Source organism: Sphingomonas sp. Y38-1Y (genome assembly GCF_032391395.1).
GTDB lineage: Bacteria > Pseudomonadota > Alphaproteobacteria > Sphingomonadales > Sphingomonadaceae > Sphingomonas.
This window is the reverse complement of record NZ_CP135916.1, coordinates 1,868,267-1,885,457: the sequence shown is the minus strand read 5'-3', so window position 1 is coordinate 1,885,457 and position 17,191 is coordinate 1,868,267. Positions and strand designations below refer to the sequence as shown.

Below are 17,191 nucleotides of genomic sequence, written 5' to 3'. Positions count from 1 at the left end.
GATGGTCACCTCGCTCGCAACCTTCCTCAACACGTTGCTCTATGCCGGCGTCGGCGTGTTCGTGTTCATGATCGGCTTTTTCATCCTCGACCTGCTGACGCCGGGTCGTCTGTGGTCGGAAATCCATGACCAGCGCAACATCGGCGTGGCGATCGTCGCCGCCGCGATGACGCTCGGCCTGGCGATCATCGTCGCCGCGGCAATCCATGGCTGAAGCCGATCCCGCGGCGCGAACGAAGGTCACGGCACCGGCGGGCGCGCTGCTCGTCTCGGCCTTCGTCGTCGCGACCTGCGGACTGGTCTACGAGCTGCTCGCCTCGACGATCGCGAGCTATCTGCTGGGCGACAGCGTCACCCAGTTCTCGACCGTCATCGGCACCTATCTGTTCGCGATGGGCATCGGTTCGTGGTGCTCGCGCTATGTGAAGCGCGGCGAGCTTCGGTTGTTCGTCCGCACCGAATTGCTGATCGCGATCATCGGCGGCTGCTCGGCGGCCCTGCTCTTCCTCCTCTTCCCGCTGGTCGAGCATTTCCGCATCGCGCTCTATGGCATCGTCCTGGCGATCGGCTTCCTCGTCGGGCTCGAAATCCCGCTCCTCATCCGCATCCTCAAGGACTTCGATTTCCGCGAAACGGTGTCGAGCGTCCTGACCTTTGACTATGTCGGCGCACTGGCCGCGTCGCTCTTGTTCCCGCTCGTCCTGATGCCCCATCTCGGGATGATCCGCACGGGCTTCGCCTTCGGCATCGCCAACGCGGCGGTGGCGCTCGCGCTCCTCCTCGCGCTCCCGCGCGGACGGCGGATGCGCGGGGAGGTCGTCGCCGCGATCGTCATCCTGGCGCTGCTGACCGCCGGCTTCGTCGCCGCCGACCGGCTCCAGCGCTGGGGCGAGCAGGCCGGCTATGGCGAGCCCGTCGTCTATGCCCGCTCCAGCCGCTTCCAGCGCCTCGTCCTGACGCGCAAGGACGACGACCTGCGCCTCTATCTCAACGGCAATCTCCAATTCAGTTCGCGCGACGAATATCGCTATCACGAGGCACTGGTGCATCCCGCGCTCGGCCGCGTCGCCAGTCCGCGTGACATCCTCATCCTCGGCGGCGGCGACGGCTTGGCCGCTCGCGAGGTCTTCCGCCACCCCGGCGTCCGCCGCGTCACGCTCGTCGATCTCGACCCGGAAATGACCGCGCTTTTCCGCGACACCCCGGCCCTTGCCGCACTCAACAAGGGTTCGCTCTCCGACCCCCGCATGACCGTCATCAACGCCGACGCGTTCCGATGGGCACGCGAGGCCAAGGCGAAGTACGACGCGATCATCGTCGATTTTCCCGACCCCGTCGATTACTCGGTCGGCAAGCTCTACACCGACAGCTTCTACGCACAGGTGCGCCGCCTGCTCGCGCCCGGCGGAATGATGGTCGTCCAGTCGACGTCGCCGCTGGTCGCGCCCGACGCTTATTGGACCGTCGCGACGACGCTGGAGGCGGTGGGGTTCGCGACCAAGGGCTATCACGCCTATGTGCCGAGCTTCGGCGAATGGGGTTTCACCCTCGCGGCGCTGCGCCCCATCCCGCTTCATGCCAGCTTCCCCGCCGGCCGCTTCCTGACCGCGGCGAGCGAGGCGCCGCTGTTCGCCTTTCCGCCAGACATGGCGCGCCGCCCGGTCGAGGTGAACCGCCTGGACAACCAGTCGCTGGTGCGCGTCTTCGATGCCGCCTGGAGCCGCTATGAAAGCTGACCGGCGCGCGCTGCTCGGCCTGGGCGCGGGCGCAGCGGCGCTGGCGGGTGGCGGCGCGGCGCTCGCGTTTCGCGAGCCGCCGCTGCCGCCCGGTCCACTCGCCGGCGCCGACCTCGCCCGCGGCCATCGCCTGCGGCAGGGCAAGTTTCCCGCGCCGACCCGCGAAGAGCACGTCGGCACCGCTATCATCGGAGGGGGCATATCCGGGCTGTCGGCGGGCTGGACCTTGGCCGAGGCTGGCTATTACGATTTCGCGCTGCTGGAGTTGGAGGACGAGGCCGGCGGCAATGCCCGGAGCGGCGCCAATGCCGTTTCGGCCTATCCGCTCGGCGCCCATTACCTGCCGATCCCCAATCGCGAGGCGACAGCGCTCAGGCGGATGCTCCAGCGGATGGGCATCGTCACTGGCGAGGCGGACGGCGTGCCGACCTATGACCCGATGCAACTCTGCGCCGACCTTCAGGAGCGATTGCTGTGGCGCGGCAAGTGGCAGGAGGGGCTGGTGCCGCGCACCGGCCTGTCGGCCAAGGACCGCGCCGACCTCGCCACCTTCGATGCGGAGATGGCACGCGCGAAGCGGGCGGTCGGCAACGACGGCAGGCCCGCCTTTGCGACGCCGATCGCCTATAGCTCGGCCGATCCCGCCTGGCGCGCGCTTGACGGCGAGACGTTCGCCGCCTGGCTGGATGCGCGGGGCCTCACATCACCGGTGCTGTGCGCGCATGTCCGCTACGCGATGCGCGACGATTACGGGACGGAGCCGGAGCATGTCTCCGCCTGGGCCGGCGTCCATTATTGGGCGGGGCGGCGTGGCCATGCGGCGGCCGGGGTAGCGGACAATGTCCTCACCTGGCCCGGCGGCAATGGTCATCTGGCGCGGCTGATGGCCCGGCGGCTGGGCGAGCGCGTGCGGCCCGGACGGATCGTCCATGCCGTCGCCCGCACTGCAAACGGCGTCGCGATCGACAGCTTCGACGTTGCCCGGGGCGAGAGCGTCCGCACGCTCGCCGACGCCGCGATCCTGGCGACGCCGCTGTTCGTCACCGCGCGGCTGATCTCCGGCCTTGACGTTCGCCCGTGCAGCTATGCGCCCTGGATCGTCGCCAACGTCACCGTCGCGCAGCCGCCGCAGGGGCCCGGCGTCCCGCTTGCCTGGGACAATGTGTCCTCGACCGGCGACTCGCTCGGCTATGTCGTCGCAACGCATCAGGACCGCGCCGCCTCGGCCGGCCCCACGGTGCTGAGCTGGTACATGCCGCTGTCATCGATGGCGCCCGCGAACGCCCGCCGGCTGCTGCTCGAGCGCCCCGCCGACGAATGGAAGCGCATCGTTCGCGACGACCTGCTTGCCATGCACCCGGACCTCGACATCGGCGAGATCGCGTTGTGGCGGTGGGGACATGCGATGATCCGTCCGACGCCAGGCTATGTCTGGGGCGCGGCGCCCGCCTTTGCCGTCGAGCCGCCGATGTACCTCGCGCACAGCGACCTGTCGGGCCTGTCGCTGTTCGAGGAAGCGCATTTTCACGGCACGCGCGCGGCCGAGGCGGTGATGGCACGCGCCGGCCACGCGCACGAGGCGCTGACATGAGCCCGCCCGCCTATGACGGTGTCCATCTGATCGCCGAACTGGTCGAGGCGGACGGTCTCGACGATCTGCCGCGCATCGAGCACGCGCTGCGATCGGCAGCGACCGCCGCGCGCGCGACGCTGATCGATTTGCGCCTCCACGCCTTCGGGCCGGGTCAGGGGATCACCGGCGTCGCGCTGCTCGCGGAATCGCACATCTCGATCCATAGCTGGCCGGAGCATGGCTATGCGGCGGTCGATATCTTCGTCTGCGGCCGGCGGTGCGATCCGGATGCGGCGCTCGAGGTGCTGGCGGAAGCGCTTGGCGCGAGCGTGCAGCATCGGCGCAGCATTGCGCGGGGGTTCGGCGTGCTCCCCGCCTGAGGAGCCGCCCGACACACGTCCTTCGACAAGCTCAGGATGAACGGGGCATAGGTCCCGCGCTAAAAACCCGTTCGTGCTAAGCCTGTCGAACCACGTGCCCCACGCGGTCGATCACCCAACATGCGCCGCCGCGTTTCGCAAATCCTCCACGAACCGCGCATACTCCTCGTCCGCCTGGGTCTTGTCCTGGATGCGCAGCAGGAAGCTCGGGTGGACGGTGATCCACCCCTCGCCGCCATCCGGCAGCAAGAACGCGCGTCCCCGCTCTCGCGAAATCGTCACCGTCTTGCCGGTCAGCGACCGTGCCGCCGTCGCGCCCAGTGCCACGGTCAGCTTGGGCGTCAGCAGCATCCGCTCTTGCTCGATCCACCAGCGGCATGCCTCGATCTCGCCCGCGTCTGGCTTGGCGTGGATCCGCCGCTTGCCGCGCGGCTCGAACTTGAAGTGCTTGACCGCATTGGTGACATAGACCGTCTCGCGGTCGATCCCCGCCTCGTCCATCGCGCGGTTGAACACCTGCCCCGCCGGCCCGACAAAGGGCTGACCGGCCAGATCCTCCTGATCGCCCGGCTGCTCGCCGACGAACATCATTCGCGCGTCCAGCGGCCCTTCGCCGAACACGGTCTGGGTCGCGGGCTTGTAGAGGTGGCAGCGGGTGCAGCCCATCGCCTCCTCGCGCAGCGCCGCCCAGGCGCCCTCGACATTGCCGCCGGGCGCCGCCGACCGTGCCGTCTCGATCATCGCCGTCTCCCGCGCCCGCGCGCCTGCCACCAGTTCGCCGACCAGCGCGGTCTCGGGCATGTTCTTCCAGTATTTGCGCGGCATCTCGCGCAGCATCGCCCCGACCTTCAGCCGCGCGGGGTTGAAGATCGACGCGTAATAGGTCTTCCACACCGCCTCGATCGGATCGCCGTCGGGCGCATCGCCCTTCACTGCACCCGGCCCCTCGCTCAGCGTCTCGCTGTCCCAATGCAGCGACACTTCCGGCGTCAGGATCGACCAACGCATCGTGTTGAAGCGATTGACGAAGAAGGCAGCGTTGGCGCGGACGATATGATGCTCGGGCTCGAACCACGCGACGAAGCGCTCGCCCGCGTCATCGGCGACCTCGCGAAAGCGCAGGAACGCGCGCATCTTGTGGATGTCGCGGCGCACCGCTTTGGCCATCTCGTCCAGCCGGCGGCGGAGCGGATCGGCACGGTCGTCAATCAGTCGAGGCTGATCGAGCAGCCGCGTCAGCATCGTGTAGAGGAGCGCAAACCGCTCCGGATCGGCGTGAAGCACGACGTCGCGCGCCAGGTCGACGAAGCCGCGCGGCACCCGGAAGGCGGGCGGCGGCGCGGGGTCCGCGGGCGGGTCGATCGGCGGCGGGGTCTCGGCGAACAGGTCCGCCGCATGCCCCGCCACTTGCCAGATCACGCGGTCCGGCGGCACCCGATCGGCCGCCAGCTCCCGCGCTGCGTCGCGCCAGCCCTCGAAGTCGTCGGGGGCGTCCAGGCGTGCGACGCGGATGCCCATCGGCGGCGCTTACTCGCGCTCGTCGCCAGGCTGGGTCTGCTCGGCGAGCTCCAGCTCCTTCGGCTTGCGCGCCTCGAACACCTTGGCGAGGCGTGCGACCTCGTCGTCGGGCAGGTCCTTGGCCGCCTCGGGGAACATCTCCTCCTCTTCCTCGTCGATGTGATGCTCGTAGCGGTGCCGCATTGCGTCGAACTTCTCCTTCCACTCGGACGTGGCGGGATCGAGCTCGACCATCTCCTCGAAGAAGTCATCGATCTCCTTGTGCTCGGAGACCGAATGGCGCGCCTCGTCGCGCAGTTCCGGGTTGGCGAGCATCGTCGCGTAGAGCGATTCCTCCTCCGCAGCGGCGTGCGCGGTCACTTCGACGCGAAACTGTTCGAACAGGTCGGCGCGCTGTCCCTCGTCGGCGGCGTCGATGTCCTTCAGGAGCTTGCGATGCAGGTCGTGGTCCTGCTTGAGGTCGGCAAAGATGCGGGCGTCGGCCATGGCGGGTTCCTCTGAACGGTGCCGCGATCCAACCCGCATCCCGCCCGCCCGTTTCACCTGCGAATGGCTATCATGCCGCAAACAGCTCGAGCTGCTCGCGCTTGGGCGCCACCAGCGGCTTGAGGTTCGCCCGATCGGCGAGCGCAATCGGCCGCCAATTCTCGGCAACGATGAACGGCCGCACCTTGGCGATCGAGGCGGTCAGCCGGCCGACATCCTCCAGCGCCAGCCGCCGCCAGCGCCGCGCCTTGAGGATCGAGTTGACCGCCTTCACCCCCAGGCCCGGCACGCGCAGCAGATCCTCGCGCGGCGCTCGGTTGACGTCGACGGGGAACCGCTCGCGGAACTTGAGCGCCCAGGCGAGCTTCGGATCGATGTCGAGCGGCAGCATGCCCGTTGCCGGATCAGCCGCCGACGCGACCTCCGCCGGGGCATAGTCGTAGAAGCGCATCAGCCAGTCGGACTGGTACAGCCGGTGCTCGCGCATCAGCGGCGGACGCTGGAGCGGCAGCACCGCGCTTGCCTCCGGGATCGGGCTGAACGCGGAATAATAAACGCGGCGCAGGTTGAAGCGGTCGTAGAGCGTCGCGGCCTTGCCGACGATGTCGCGATCGGTGGCGGCATCGGCGCCGACGATCATCTGCGTCGACTGGCCCGCCGGCGCGAAGCGCGGCGCCGATCGATACTTCTTTCGCGCGTCGGCCGTATCGACGATCGCGCTCTTCATGTCGCGCATCGCCCCCTCGATCCGCGTCGACGACTTCTCGGGCGCGAGGCGGGTGAGGCCGGGTACCGTGGGCAGCTCGACGTTGATCGACACACGATCGGCATGCAGCCCCGCCATGCGGACGAGCTCGGGATCAGCATCGGGGATGGTCTTGAGGTGGATATAACCGCGGAACTGATGATCCTCGCGCAGCGATCGCGCGACCTCGACGATTTGCTCCATCGTGTAATCGGGCGAGCGGATGATGCCGGAGGAGAGGAACAGCCCCTCGATATAGTTGCGCTTGTAGAAGCTGAGCGTCAGCGCAACGACCTCCTGCGCGGTGAAGCGCGCACGGCGGACGTTCGAGCTCTTGCGATTGATGCAGTAATGGCAGTCGAAGATGCAGCTGTTGGTCAGCAGGATCTTGAGCAGGCTAATACAGCGACCATCGGGCGCATAGGCGTGGCAGATGCCCATCCCCTCGGTCGAGCCAATCCCCTTGCCGCCCGCCGAGTTGCGCTTAGTCGTGCCCGACGAGGCGCAGGACGCATCATACTTCGCCGCGTCGGCGAGGATCTCTAGCTTTTCACGGACGTCGAGCTGCGCCATCCGTTCGATATATGTTCGTCGCGTGCGACTGTCGAGAGAGCGAAAACCATAAGCAGATGAACAGCATCGCCGCCGCGACGGCCCACATGGCAAGGCCCGTCCAGGGTGAGAAGCCGAAGAACTCGTTGGGGATGGTGCGCAGATAGCCGGGCAGGAAGCGGCCGTTCCACACGCCATCGACGAGCGCGTTCTCGGCACTCCACGGCGCGGTGATCTCCGCTGCCGCGATGGTTAGATTGATCGCGACGCTGGCGCCGAGGAGCAGCGCCAGCCCCGCGCGCGCCGCCCTGCCAGCCGCTGCCCAGACCATCGGCAAAGCAAGGGCGAGGAACGCGGCGGCCGGCATCGCATGACGCGGCCCGGTCGAATTGCCCCCGTCCCAATAGACATAGGAAGCGTTGTAGAGGAACGCCGCGACCGTCCCGGCCACCACCAGTACCGCCAGATCGCGCACGCCGCGCCGCCAGAGCAGCCACACGCCGGGCAGTGCCGCCAGCAGCACCGGCGCGACCCAGATCATCCCCCGCTTCGCGCCCCACAGGATCTCGGCCAGCACCGCCGGATGCGGATAGGTGAGCCCGAACAGCCCCTGGTCCATCCCGTCCCAACCGACCACGCCCGAATAGCCGAGCCGGAACGGCGTCCCGAACGCGAGCAGATTGTAGCCGAGCAGCGGCACCATCGCCGCCATGCCCGCGATCACTGCGCCCACAGCCGCGCGCACCGCCGCCTCGCGCGGCAGCGTCCGCATCCGCCACAGCGCGAACAGCCCGATCGGCAGCGCGAAGACCAGCGCGCTGTGTTCGATCACCAGCGCCCAGCCGAGCGCCAGCCCGGCCAGCGGCGCCTCCCATCGGCCGCGATCATCGCTCGTCCCCTTGAGCACCAGCCGCACGGCGATCACCAGCAACGACGCGACCGCGCAATGCCCGAAGAGCGTCGTCGCCCAGCCCCAGAGCGGCGTCCCGAGCGCGAACGCCAGCCCGGCGAACGCACCCGCCCCCGCCGATCCCGTCACCCGCCGACCCACATCCATCAGCGCCACCGCCGCCAGCGCCAGCAGCGTCGCGTTGATTGCCGCGGCCGCGAGCCACTGGCGAAGCTTCAGGTAGCGGTCGAAGGTCGGATCCTCGGCGGCCATCACCTTGCCGGCCGCACGGTCGCCGGTCGCGAGGTCGGTGGCGGCAACGACCGGCAGCGCCATCAGCGTCATGCCCGGTGCCTTGTCCATGAAGAAGTCCGGCCCGAACCGCGCCTTGTCGATCGTCAGATGCTCGTACCGGTTGATCGCCGCATGCCCCTCCTCGACGATCGAGATCGCGGCGAACAGCCGGACGGCGCTGTTGGGGTTCCAGTGCCACGATCCGAACCACGCCGCCGAAAGCCACACGAGCGCGAACAGCAGGACGGACGGGCGGGCCATGACCCCAGCGCTACCGGAAAAACCGCGCAACGTGCAACCAGCGATGGTGCAGTGCAGCAAAGGCTGTTAAAGCGCCTTCAAGCCAAGCGAAGGATCCTGAGCCGATGACTGCACGCACGCCGTCCTATGCCGACTGGGCGATGCTCGGGCTACAGACCTGGATGCTGGGGCTGGAGGCGTCGGCAGTGATCGCCACCCGCCTCCACGGCTTCGCGTGGCAGACGCCCGGGTCGGACCGCGAAGCGACGCGGATGGTCAGCGAGAAGATGACCGCGCTCATGGAACTGCAATGGCGCTTCATGACCGGCGGCATGGGCTCGACGCCGCTTGCCGCCTCGCAGCGCACCGTCCAGCATTACCGCCGAAAGGTGGCGGCCAATCGCCGGCGGCTAATCGCCTAACGCGGCGGTGAGGCGGAGGCGAGCTCGTTGATGATCCTATAACGCTGAAGCCGCGCCTGCCGGTCGAGCGGCAGACGATACAGCGTGCGCAGGAACCGCCTGTCCCACTCGGACAGCGATTTGATGCCACCGGGTTCGAACGCACCCAGGATCGACCCCTGCGGCGCATAGCCATCGCCGCCGATCTCTGCGAACGCCACCAACGCGGCGTAATCGGCTGCGGTTTCGAGGTTGCGGCCTTCCGCCTGTTTGACGTCCACGACCACGGCCGCCGACGTGATGACGCGGATCGCCATGGTACTGACGATGCTCGATCCATAGGATTGCACCGACCCGCCGGTGTCCGGGATGGCCGAACCCCCGCCCTCGACATTGCCGGCCCATGTCGCCGGACTGGGTGCAGGCGGCTCGTTGTCACGACCACGAAGGGCGGTGGTGTACCGCCAGCGGATCGGCGCTCTGCCCTCGATCAACCGCGCCCGCTCTTCGGCGTCCATCTTGGCGAGTGAACGCAATTGGCGCGCCTCGTCGCTTTTGGCCACGGGCGCCGCGCCATCGACGAAGCTGACGGCGATGTTTGCCCTGCACGTCGCTTTTGCGGCGACGGGGACGCCCGCTTCGCGCGCGATCGCGCGAAGGCGTGACTCCACCATCGAGGCGTGAGCGGGTTGCAGCCCGACGACGCGCGGGCAGACCGGATCCTTCCATCGCGCGACCGGACGGCCGTTTTGAGCAACGCCGACGCCCCGGATGAAAGCGGCCGCCTGACGACGCGCTTCCGCACGCGTCAGGGGTATGCCGGTGACGACGATATCCTTGTCCGCCTCTTCCTCAGCCGACGGATCGACCTGCGCCCAACACGGCGTCGCCACCAAGCTTAGAATGAGAAACACACCGACGTCGCGCATCGCCATCTCTCCCGACCGGACCGGTCGAGGATAACGTAAGCGGACGGCGGATCAACGCCCTATTTCCAGAATGTTAAGCCTTAATCCTCGAGTACGTTCTGGGCGTCGCGGCGCTGGCGGCGGTCGGCCTTGTTGACCGTCGCGGCCTGGCCGAAGCAGCCGCTCGCGCCGCCGATCCCGACTGCCGAGCAGCTGCCGATCCCCGACTCGCCGGCACGCAGCGTTCCCTCTGCGCGCGCGGCCCACGCCTCGTTCTGCGGGGTGATCTCCAGCTCGCGCAGCTCCTGCGGGATGCGGAAGCGCTCCGCCTCGCTCTTGCGCACGCAGACGACGATCTCTTCGCCATCGGCGTTGGTCGGGCACTTGTCATTGCCATAGATGTAGAGGACGCCGTTCTGCAGCGCGCTCTGCGCCGCGGCGGGGGCGGGCAGAAGCGCGGCTCCGGCGGTGGCGGCAGCGACGATGGCGAACGACTTCAGCGACATGGGGCTATCTCCTGCCGGTAGGAACGCCCGGCACGCAATTGGGTGCCAAGGCTATCAGATGCGCTTGGATATGGCGATGGCGGCGCGGCATCCGACACGGATGACGGCGCTCATCAGCGGATAGGCGATCGCCTGCTCCGCGCCCGCGGCGATCGCCGCCTCCTTGTGCTCCAATTCCTCGGCCTGGAATTCGCGGACATGCGCGGCCAGCTCCGGATCGTCGTCGCCCAGGTCGGCGAGCTGCTGGTCGTAATGCTTGTCGATCTCGGTCTCGACCGCGGCGGTGCACGCCATCGCCGCCGCCGGCCCGATCGCCGCCGTGACCGCCCCGAGCGCGAAGCCGGCGACGTTCCAGAACGGCTGGAGCAACGTCGGCCGCACGCCGCGTTCGGCGATCAGCCGGTCGAAATAGGCGCGGTGGCGCGCTTCCTGCTGCGCCATGCCGGCGATCTCGGCCGCGTGCGGGCCGTGGTCGCCCAGGATCGCGAGTTGGCCGGCATAGATACGCGTCGCGCCATATTCGCCCGCCTGATCGACGCGGATCATCGACCGGATCGCTTCGCGCCGGTCGCCCGGCCGCCAGCCCAACTCGCTCATCGCGCCTTCCTCCATGCCAGCGCCGCGACGATCGCCGCGCCGCCCAGCGAGAAGATGGCGTTGAACCCCGCCAATGAAACCCCGACCAACGTCCATTGCGCCACGTCGCAGCGGATGATCGGGCGCGAGAGGATGTCGGCGAGAAGGTCGCCGCCGCGCGGCGCCGGCGCGGTGCAGGCGGTGATCCCCTCCCACCAGTGATATTCGACGCCCGCGTGGAACACGCCGATCGCGCCGCTGACCGCGATCGCCAGCGCCGCCAGCGTCACCATCGCCCGCTTCGCCGCCGTGCCCGGAATGATGAAGGTGAGCAGCGCCGGCACCAACGCGGCGTAATGCGGCCAGCGCTGCCAGTGGCACATCTCGCATGGCACCAATCCGCCGATCAGCTGCGACGCCCACGCGCCGGCAAGCAGCGCGGCAGGTAGCGCGAGCGCAAGCGCCCGCGCGGTGACAAGCGAGCGCGGCACGGGCGTCAGCGCTTTGCCGCGGCCTTGGCCGGCGTCGCGGACGCCGCGACCTGCTGCGGCGCGCCCAGCCGGGCGAGCGTCTTCACCGCATAATCGAGCTGGAAGTCCTCGATCCCCTGCTTCTTGAGCTGCTCGGGCGTGGCGGCGAAGCGCGGGTCGGTCTTGGCGTCTTCCTCAAGCACCTTGTTGTCGACCTTGGCCTCGTTGATAAGGTGGCGGCGCAGGTCCGCCTCGCGGAAGACCGGGCGCGACTTGTAATCCTCGTCGCTGATCTGCGGCACGCTCAGGTCGGGCTCGATCCCGCCCTCCTGCACCGACCGGCCCGACGGCGTATAGTAGCGCGCCGTCGTCAGCCGCAGCGCGTTCGCCGGCCCGAGCTGGAGCAGCGTCTGCACCGATCCCTTGCCGAAGGTGCGCTCGCCCATGACGATCGCGCGGTGGTGGTCCTGGAGCGCGCCGGCGACGATCTCGCTGGCCGAGGCGGTGCCCGCATCGACCAGCACGATGATCGGCAGCCCGCCAGCTAGGTCGCCCGCGCGCGCATAATAGCGCTCGATATCCGCCTTCTCACGCCCGCGCTGCGACACGATCTCGCCGCGCTCGAGGAAGGCGTCGGACACTTCGATCGCCTGCGTCAGCAACCCGCCGCCGTTCGAGCGCAGGTCGACGATGTAACCGGTCGGCTTGCGCCCCAGTGACTTGTCGATCGCCAGGATCGCCGCGCGCGTGTCGGCCCCGGTCGAGGCCGAGAAGGTGTTAATGTTGATGATGCCGACGCCGTTCTTGACCTCCCACTTCACCGGCTTCTGCACGATGATCTCGCGCGCCATGGTGAGTTCCATCGGCTTGTCGCGGCCGGGGCGGACGACGGTCAGCGTGACCTTCGTCCCCGGCTGGCCACGCATGTCCTCGATCGCGTCGTCCAGCGCCTCGCCGAAGATCAGCTTGCCGTTGATGTGGGTGATATAGTCGCCGGCCTTGATCCCCGCGCGATAGGCGGGTGTGTCCTCGGTCGGGGCGATCACCTTGACCGCGCCGTCCTCCTGCGTGACCGTCAGGCCCAGGCCGCCGTAATTGCCTTCAGTCTGGATGCGCATATTCTCGAAATCGAGCGCGTCGACATAGGAGCTGTGCGGATCGAGCGCGGCCAGCATCCCTTGGATCGCGCCCTTGACCAGCGTCTTGTCGTCGACCTTGTCGACATACTCGCCCTTCACGCGGTTATAGACGTCCATGAACAGGTCGAGTTCGCGATAGCTGTTGGTGTCGACCTGCGCCATCGCACCCGTGGCGAGCGGCACCATCGCGATGGCGGCGGTGGCGGCGAGAGCCTGAAGCAGCGGGCGGGCCATGGTACGCGGATCCTTTGAACGCTTTGGGTGAAGATAGCGGCAAGCTGCGTGCCATAAAAGCGGGTCGGCCGAGATTATCGCATCAGCCCGACAAGATCGAAGGGCATGCCGCGGCGGCGCAGTTCGGTCGTGATCCTCGGCTCGGCATCGTTGCCGGCGCGGCCGATCGGCATCCCCTGCCCCACCGCCGCGCCGCGCGCGACCTGCGCCTCGGCCAAGCCGGAAATGAGGCTGGTCCAACCCTCGCCATGATCGATGATGACCACGGTGCCATAGCCGCCGAACCGGCGCGCGAAGACGATCCGGCCGGCCGCAGGGGCCGTGACGATCGCACCGGGCGCGACCGAGAGTGTCAGCCCGCGCGACCGCACGCCGCTTTCGCTGACTTCGCCCAGGCCCGCGACGATCCGTCCAGCCGCCGGTAGCCGATAGGCCGGCGCCCGCGCCGTCCGCGCGCCCGCCGGGTCATCCGGGCGCGGCAGCGGCTCACCGAGCGTCAGCAGCCGGGCGCGCGTCTCGCCCGCGGCATCAGCGACGGCCATCTGATCGACGATGTCGCGCGCCTCCTCGCCCAGCGCGATCGCGCGATCCGATTCGACGAGCGCGCCGCGCGTCAGCTCACGCGAGCGCAAGCGGCTTTCCGATTCGAGCTGCACCAGGCGCAGCCGCTCCTGCTCCAGCCGTACGCGGCCGTCGCGCAGGCTGGCGGCGGCCAGCCGGGCGCCTTCGCGCAGTCGCCGCGTCCGCGCGATCTCAGCGCGCACCGCGGCACTACGCGCCCGCACCGCCGGCACCACGCTCGCCAGGAGCGCGCGGACGTGCACCGCATCGCGCGCCGACCCGGGTTGCAGCAGCGCCAGCGACGCCGGCCGCCGCGCAAACGACTGAAGCGCCGCCACCAGCCGCATCGTGGGGGCGCGCTGCGCATCCAGCCGGCGACGCTGAACGGTCAGCGCCCTATCGACTAGTGCGATCCGCGCGCGAGCCGCGGCGATATCAGCCTCCGCCGCTTCCGCGCGCGCCGCGACGGCCGCCTGCTCGCGCCCGGCGCGCGCCGCCTCGCCCTTCGCCGCCGCCGCCTGCCGCTCGAGTTCCTCGGCGCGGATGCGCGCGACACGCGACGCCTGGTTTGCGCGGACGAGTTGCTGGCGCTGGTCGCCGTCCGCCCGCTGCGCGCCCGTGACCGCGGGCACGATCAGCGCCAGCAGCGCCGCGGGGGCGAGCGCGGCCTTCATCCCTCGCGGTGATAGGGGTGGCCGGACAGGATGCTCGTCGCGCGCCATAATTGCTCCGCCAGCATCGCACGGGCCATCAGATGCGGCCAGGTCATCCGCCCGAACGCGATCAGCCAGTCCGCCCCCGCCCGCTCGGCATCGCCGAACCCGTCGGCGGCGCCCAGCATGAAGCGCACCTCGCGAACGCCCTCATCCCGCCAGCGCCCCAGCCGCTCGGCAAAGGCTATGCTGCCCGGCTGGTCGCCCTTCTCGTCGAGCAGGATCAGCCGCGTGCCGGGTTCGACCGCGGGCAGCTTGCCGCCGGTGTCGGGCAATTCGGTCACCCGGGTGGGCCAGCCGACGCGCTTCAGATAGCGCTCGACCAGCTCGGCCTCCGGCCCGCGGCCGATCCGCCCCCGTGCGACGATGTGGAGCAGCAAGGCTGCGGGATCAGTCGGCGGTCGTCGGCGCGGCGGGCGCAGGCGGCGCATCGCCGAACGCCCACATCCGCTCCAGATTGTAGAAGCTGCGCACTTCCGGCCGGAACAGGTGGACGATCACGTCGCCGGCGTCGATCAGCACCCAGTCGGCATTCGGCAGCCCCTCGACGCGCGAGGAAACGCCGAAGTCGCGCTTGATCCGCTCGGCCAGCTTCTGCGCCATCGACGCGACCTGGCGCGTCGACCGGCCCGAGGCGATGACCATGAAGTCCGCCAGGCTCGACTTGCCCGACAGCGGGATCGAAACCGTCTCCAGCGCCTGATCGTCGTCGAGCGAGGCGAGGACGAGCGCGTGCAGTGCCGACGCCGGATCGGCGTCAGGCGTGGACGGGACGGAACGGGTCTGGCTCAATGCGGCTCCTTGGGGCGTACGGGTGATGACGGGGAACGCCGATCGTTCAGATAACGGCGGTGCCAGGCAGGATCGGCGGCGCGAATGCGGGTGGCCGAACGTCGGTCGGGGCGAAAGCGCAGCAACACGAGCGCCGGCAATCTCCACTCGTCCCATCGTCTTGCCTGGCCTGCGGGCCGCACGCCGCGCCGCAGCCAACCCATCGCGGGACTTGCGAGGGCGTCGCCATCATAGCCCGGACGCGCGATCACCGCAATCGGCACCGCGCGCGCGATGTCGCGCCATCGGCGCCACTGATGAAAACTGCCGAGATTGTCCGCCCCCATGACCCAGACGAAGCGCTTCTTGGGGAAGAGCGCCGGCAGCCGTTCGAGCAGGTCGACGGTGTACCGCGTCTTGAGTCGCGCCTCGATCGTCGACACCCGGATCGGCGCATGCCGCGCCATCGCCCGCGCGGACGCCACCCGCGCGGCATAGGGCGCCATGTCGGTCGCGGCGTCCTTCAGCGGATTGCCCGGCGACACGATCCACCACATCTCGTCCAGATCGAGCGCGCGGATCGCCTGGAGCGCGATGTGGCGATGCCCGCCATGCGCGGGATTGAACGACCCGCCCATAAGTCCGATGCGGCGCATCATGGCTGCGAACGCCAATCTTCGCGCTCATGGCGGATGCGGAGGATTTCGACGATGTCAGCTCTGATCCGATAGACCAGCAGATAGGGCGAGCCATTGACGCGCCATTTCCTTCTGGTGCGCGCTATCGGACTTCCGGCAAACGGATTGACCGACAGAAACTCGGCCGCGGTCAGCGCTGCTCGCCCCGCGACGCGGGCGAACTCCGCATCTCGATCGGCAAGATAATCGTCGATGCGGCCAAGGTCCTGCCGCGCCGCGGGCGCCCAGATGACCCTCAACCGTTGCGCCCCGCCGCGACGCGTTCCTCGTACCACCGCTCCATCTGTTCCTGAGAATAGAAGTGCCCGGCCTCGATTTCGCGTTCGGCCTCTTCGATCGATGCCAGGAAGTCGGCTTCGCTCAACGAAAAGCGCCGAACGACCTCGGCAACGAACGCCGCGTCGGTCTGGCCAGCGGCCTCCGCCAGGTCATGCAACAAGTCATAGGTTTCCGGGTCGAACTCGGCCTCGATCCGGATCTTCGCAGGCTCGTTCATACCATCAAGCTATCCACCCGCCCGCCGCGCTTCAAGGGCGCGTCTGGCCGGTGCCGCGGACCTGCCATTTGTACGTCGTCAGCCCCTCCAATGCGACGGGACCGCGGGCGTGGAGGCGGCCGGTGGCGATGCCGATCTCGGCGCCCAGCCCGAACTCGCCGCCATCGGCGAACTGAGTGGAGGCGTTCCACATGACGATGGCCGAATCGACCTCCGCCAGGAACCGCTCGGCGGCACCCTCGTCCTCCGTGACGATCGCATCGGTGTGGTGCGATCCGTGCCGCTCGACATGCGCGATCGCGGCGTCGAGGCCGTCGACGATCGCGACGCTCAGCACCGCGTCGAGATATTCGGTGTCCCAGTCGTCATCCTCCGCCGCGAGCACGCGCGGATCGAGCGCCCGCGCCGCCGCGTCGCCGCGCAGTTCACAGCCCTTGTCGGCCAGCGCCGCGATCACCCGCGCCGGCTCGGCAAAGTCGCGGTCGATCAGCAGCGTCTCGGTCGCGCCGCAAACGCCCGTGCGGCGCAGCTTGGCGTTGACCGCCAGCGCGACCGCCTTGTCCGGATCGGCGGCGGCGTGGATGTAGGTGTGATTGAGCCCGTCCAGATGCGCGAGCACGGGCACCCGCGCCTCGGCCTGGACGCGCGCGACCAGGCTCTTGCCGCCGCGCGGAATGATGAGGTCGATCGCTCCCGCCGCGCCAAGCATCGCGCCCACGGCGGCGCGATCGGTCGTGTCGACCAGTTGCACCGCATCGCCCGGCAGCCCGCCTGCCTCCAGCCCCGCGACCAGCGCCGCATGCAGCGCGCGATTGGTGCCGATCGCCTCCGATCCACCGCGCAGGATCGCGGCATTGCCCGCCATCGCCGCCAGCACGCCGGCATCGACAGTGACGTTGGGCCGGCTCTCGAAGATGATGCCGATGACGCCCACGGGCACTCGGACGCGATTGAGGACGAGGCCGTTGGGCCGCTCGCGCCGATCGATCACCGCGCCGACCGGATCGTCCAGGCCCGCCACCGCCTCCACGCCCGCGGCGATCCCCTCGAGCCGCCCGGCGTCGAGCCGCAGTCGATCGAGCATCGCACCGGATAGCCCCGCCGCCTCGGCCCGCGCCACATCCTCGTCGTTCGCGGCAAGGATCGCCTCGGTCCGCGCGCGGATCGCGCCGGCGACCGCGACCAGGCCGGCGCGTTTCGCGGCCGTCGGCGTACGCGCCAGCACGCGTGCCGCGATGCGTGCCCGGCGGCCGGTCGCCGCGATCCAAAGCTGCCAATCCTGCTCGTCCATGCCCGTGCGTGTCG

At 69.1% G+C, this 17,191-nt stretch carries 21 protein-coding genes; 5 read left to right on the top strand and 16 right to left on the bottom strand.

What is annotated here, in order from left to right; genetic code table 11:
* The first annotated feature begins 1 nt into the window (after position 1).
* The 4 genes from RS883_RS09015 to speD are packed head-to-tail and all read left to right on the top strand — an operon-like array spanning position 2 to position 3,689.
* Positions 2-214 carry a DUF350 domain-containing protein gene (locus RS883_RS09015; protein ID WP_315759871.1) on the top strand — a complete coding sequence of 71 codons (213 nt, stop codon included), beginning with the start codon at positions 2-4 and terminating at the stop codon, positions 212-214.
* A complete protein-coding gene (locus RS883_RS09010; protein ID WP_315759870.1) occupies positions 207-1,736 on the top strand; it encodes a polyamine aminopropyltransferase in 1,530 nt (509 codons plus the stop codon). Before RS883_RS09015 ends, RS883_RS09010 begins: the two co-directional genes overlap by 8 nt.
* A complete protein-coding gene (locus RS883_RS09005) occupies positions 1,726-3,327 on the top strand; it encodes an FAD-dependent oxidoreductase (protein WP_315759869.1) in 1,602 nt (533 codons plus the stop codon). Before RS883_RS09010 ends, RS883_RS09005 begins: the two co-directional genes overlap by 11 nt.
* Complete coding sequence (gene speD, locus RS883_RS09000; protein WP_315759868.1) at positions 3,324-3,689, top strand: adenosylmethionine decarboxylase; 366 nt, start codon at positions 3,324-3,326, stop codon at positions 3,687-3,689. The genes RS883_RS09005 and speD overlap by 4 nt, the downstream gene beginning before the upstream one ends.
* A 111-nt stretch (positions 3,690-3,800) precedes the next feature.
* Here speD and RS883_RS08995 read toward each other — a convergent pair whose 3' ends face one another.
* From RS883_RS08995 to RS883_RS08980, 4 genes are all read right to left on the bottom strand, one after another.
* The gene (locus RS883_RS08995) at positions 3,801-5,201 is read right to left on the bottom strand and encodes a UdgX family uracil-DNA binding protein (protein WP_315765047.1); all 1,401 of its coding nucleotides are present in this window, start codon (positions 5,199-5,201) and stop codon (positions 3,801-3,803) included.
* Between the two features lie 15 nt (positions 5,202-5,216).
* Positions 5,217-5,693 carry a hemerythrin domain-containing protein gene (locus RS883_RS08990; RefSeq protein ID WP_315759867.1) on the bottom strand — a complete coding sequence of 159 codons (477 nt, stop codon included), beginning with the start codon at positions 5,691-5,693 and terminating at the stop codon, positions 5,217-5,219.
* A gap of 70 nt (positions 5,694-5,763) precedes the next feature.
* Complete coding sequence (locus RS883_RS08985) at positions 5,764-7,011, bottom strand: putative DNA modification/repair radical SAM protein (RefSeq protein WP_315759866.1); 1,248 nt, start codon at positions 7,009-7,011, stop codon at positions 5,764-5,766.
* Positions 6,989-8,434, bottom strand: coding sequence for a hypothetical protein (locus tag RS883_RS08980; protein WP_315759865.1), 1,446 nt, complete (start codon positions 8,432-8,434; stop codon positions 6,989-6,991). The genes RS883_RS08985 and RS883_RS08980 overlap by 23 nt, the downstream gene beginning before the upstream one ends.
* Positions 8,435-8,538: 104 nt before the next feature.
* On the opposite strand from RS883_RS08980, the gene RS883_RS08975 reads away from it, so the two are divergent.
* Positions 8,539-8,835, top strand: coding sequence for a hypothetical protein (locus RS883_RS08975; RefSeq protein WP_315759864.1), 297 nt, complete (start codon positions 8,539-8,541; stop codon positions 8,833-8,835).
* Here the strand turns inward: RS883_RS08975 and RS883_RS08970 are convergent.
* From RS883_RS08970 to RS883_RS08915, 12 genes are all read right to left on the bottom strand, one after another.
* Positions 8,832-9,743, bottom strand: a complete 912-nt coding sequence (locus RS883_RS08970; protein ID WP_315759863.1) for a hypothetical protein — start codon at positions 9,741-9,743, stop codon at positions 8,832-8,834. The genes RS883_RS08975 and RS883_RS08970 overlap by 4 nt on opposite strands.
* A gap of 80 nt (positions 9,744-9,823) precedes the next feature.
* A complete protein-coding gene (locus tag RS883_RS08965) occupies positions 9,824-10,228 on the bottom strand; it encodes a hypothetical protein (protein WP_315759862.1) in 405 nt (134 codons plus the stop codon).
* A 54-nt stretch (positions 10,229-10,282) separates the two neighbouring features.
* Complete coding sequence (locus tag RS883_RS08960; protein WP_315759861.1) at positions 10,283-10,825, bottom strand: demethoxyubiquinone hydroxylase family protein; 543 nt, start codon at positions 10,823-10,825, stop codon at positions 10,283-10,285.
* On the bottom strand, positions 10,822-11,295 hold the full coding sequence (locus tag RS883_RS08955; RefSeq protein WP_409977342.1) for a disulfide bond formation protein B: 474 nt from the start codon (positions 11,293-11,295) through the stop codon (positions 10,822-10,824). The genes RS883_RS08960 and RS883_RS08955 overlap by 4 nt, the downstream gene beginning before the upstream one ends.
* A 5-nt stretch (positions 11,296-11,300) precedes the next feature.
* Positions 11,301-12,647, bottom strand: a complete 1,347-nt coding sequence (locus RS883_RS08950; RefSeq protein WP_315759860.1) for a S41 family peptidase — start codon at positions 12,645-12,647, stop codon at positions 11,301-11,303.
* Between the two features lie 74 nt (positions 12,648-12,721).
* Positions 12,722-13,882, bottom strand: coding sequence for a murein hydrolase activator EnvC family protein (locus RS883_RS08945; RefSeq protein ID WP_315759859.1), 1,161 nt, complete (start codon positions 13,880-13,882; stop codon positions 12,722-12,724).
* On the bottom strand, positions 13,879-14,301 hold the full coding sequence (locus RS883_RS08940; RefSeq protein WP_315759858.1) for a 23S rRNA (pseudouridine(1915)-N(3))-methyltransferase RlmH: 423 nt from the start codon (positions 14,299-14,301) through the stop codon (positions 13,879-13,881). Before RS883_RS08940 ends, RS883_RS08945 begins: the two co-directional genes overlap by 4 nt.
* Positions 14,302-14,311: 10 nt before the next feature.
* Entirely contained in the window at positions 14,312-14,713 is a 402-nt protein-coding gene (rsfS, locus tag RS883_RS08935) for a ribosome silencing factor (protein ID WP_315759857.1), read from the bottom strand.
* Positions 14,710-15,348: a nicotinate-nucleotide adenylyltransferase gene (locus RS883_RS08930; protein ID WP_315765044.1), complete on the bottom strand. Its 639-nt coding sequence runs from the start codon at positions 15,346-15,348 to the stop codon at positions 14,710-14,712. Before RS883_RS08930 ends, rsfS begins: the two co-directional genes overlap by 4 nt.
* Positions 15,348-15,629 carry a type II toxin-antitoxin system RelE/ParE family toxin gene (locus RS883_RS08925; RefSeq protein WP_315759856.1) on the bottom strand — a complete coding sequence of 94 codons (282 nt, stop codon included), beginning with the start codon at positions 15,627-15,629 and terminating at the stop codon, positions 15,348-15,350. Before RS883_RS08925 ends, RS883_RS08930 begins: the two co-directional genes overlap by 1 nt.
* Positions 15,626-15,886, bottom strand: a complete 261-nt coding sequence (locus RS883_RS08920; protein WP_315759855.1) for a hypothetical protein — start codon at positions 15,884-15,886, stop codon at positions 15,626-15,628. Before RS883_RS08920 ends, RS883_RS08925 begins: the two co-directional genes overlap by 4 nt.
* Positions 15,887-15,917: 31 nt before the next feature.
* Positions 15,918-17,177, bottom strand: coding sequence for a glutamate-5-semialdehyde dehydrogenase (locus tag RS883_RS08915; RefSeq protein ID WP_315759854.1), 1,260 nt, complete (start codon positions 17,175-17,177; stop codon positions 15,918-15,920).
* Between the last annotated feature and the right edge of the window lie 14 nt (positions 17,178-17,191).